This window comes from Acinetobacter sp. AR2-3, assembly GCF_001878775.1.
Taxonomy (GTDB): Bacteria; Pseudomonadota; Gammaproteobacteria; order Pseudomonadales; family Moraxellaceae; genus Acinetobacter; species Acinetobacter lwoffii_D.
The window spans coordinates 1-1713 of record NZ_MJIQ01000109.1 but is presented as its reverse complement, the minus strand read 5'-3'; the positions used below and the strand labels follow the sequence as shown (position 1 = coordinate 1713).

The following is a 1713-nucleotide window of genomic DNA, read 5'->3' as shown; positions in this document are numbered from 1 at the left end:
TTTTTGTCGTGTACAGAGATCATTTTTACTATTATTCATGGCTCTAATTTTTTTGATTCGATCCGCTATTTCGGGTTCTCTATAAAGCCAAGCTGTAGATACTTTCGCTTTTTCCGCTACAGTCTTAAAGTTAATAGTTATGTTTTCCTTTAACATTTTTTGTATGGCTAGTTCTGTACGCTTTATGGCATCATTTTTCTTCTTTAAAGCATTTGCTTTCAAGCCTTGTGTGTTTCTATCATGAGCCATCTTAATTATCCTCTAACGGTGTAATAATTTTCACTAATGATTCTTTAATACGCTCATTCATTTCTAACTGACGAACCCAGCCATTCTTTTGACAAGTTTCAATAACCACCTCGGTTCTTTGTAATTGTTCTTTATGCTGAGGTAGAAAGGTGCGATCAGTTCTAAAGTTCGGACAAGTTAAACAAGCATTTGCATGTGGACACCCTCCCTGCACAACAGGTAATGAACAAAGTCCATTTGGCAAAGTTTGCATTGCTATATTTTTTTTAAGCCATTGAGCATCAATATAGTCTGAACTTGTGCCAAGAGTTAGATCACCAATAATATCTTGGTCATTAAACTTTTTACCGTTTATATCAATCATGGTGTTATTAAATTTTTTAAATTCATTTTTTAATGTTTCATCCATAATATGAGCATAAGTGCTAGTCATTGTCGGACTTTCGTGACCTAAATATTTTTGAATAATATGTTGAGGCACACCATTATTAATCATTCTTGTTGCTACAGTATGTCTAAATTGATGAAATGAAAAGTGATAAGGTCTTCCACTTACATCACTAATATTATTATCTACAGCAAGCTTATTTAGTTTGGTAATTAATGTACCTTTAGACCTTGCCATACCTGCTCTAGGATAATTAGCACCATTTTCTTTAAATTTTGGTGTTGTAAATAATAGCTCAGGTGCTTTTCCAAATTCGCAGACCATCATTTCTTGCTGTTCTTTTATTACGTTAACTAATTCTTTTGAAATTGGTACAGTATGATCCTTTCTCATTTTATGTTGATAATATTTAATAAAGTAATCTCCTTGATTATCAGGAAAAATACAATCAAATTTCAAACTACAACATTCACTAATCCGCATCCCCACTTCTTGTAATACCAAAAAAAATCTCATTATATCTGAGGGGAGTTTGTCTATATGATGATTTAATTTACTCATTATATCTTCAGGAATAAACTTAGGAATAGCCTTTTCTTGTTTAGGATAATTCATATCGGTTATTAATTTAGTATCACCGAACCTAAGATATTCTGACTCCTCACACCATTCAAAATATGCTCGAAGTGATGATGTTCTTTTTTTAATAGTTGTAAGTTTCCAGTCAGAATTCGACCATTTAAAAAGTACATCTTGAACTATCAACCTATTGATTTCATCAGGTTTACACTCTGATTTTAATGTATAAAGTGATTTACTAAAACACTTTATAGCATCAAGACCAGAAACTAATGTCCCGAATGATCTAGTTGGGTAAATGGCTTTTAAATAAGCTTTAGCTGAAATTAAAGTAAGCTGTCTCTTATACACATCTCCGAGCCCACGAGACCGATCAGTATCTCGTATGCCGTCTTCTGTTTGAAAAAAACAGCCACACTTGCCCCGTGTGGTGTTCAGCCAATCCTGTTTCGCCATAAAGTGCACGATTTTCATCGCATGATTTTGTGAAACCTGCA

General features: G+C 33.3%; 2 protein-coding genes and 1 pseudogene. All 3 read right to left on the bottom strand.

Annotated features, from left to right (window positions below):
• Positions 1–249, bottom strand: a 249-nt coding sequence (locus BFN00_RS15585; RefSeq protein WP_249449807.1) for a DUF6262 family protein, incomplete at its 3' end; no start/stop codon positions are given.
• Position 250: 1 nt separating this feature from the next.
• Positions 251–1198 (bottom strand): tyrosine-type recombinase/integrase, encoded by a 948-nt coding sequence (locus BFN00_RS16210; RefSeq protein ID WP_249449808.1) that lies wholly within the window; start codon positions 1196–1198, stop codon positions 251–253.
• Between the two features lie 429 nt (positions 1199–1627).
• Positions 1628–1713: pseudogene (locus BFN00_RS16205) on the bottom strand (transcriptional regulator); the annotation flags it as partial.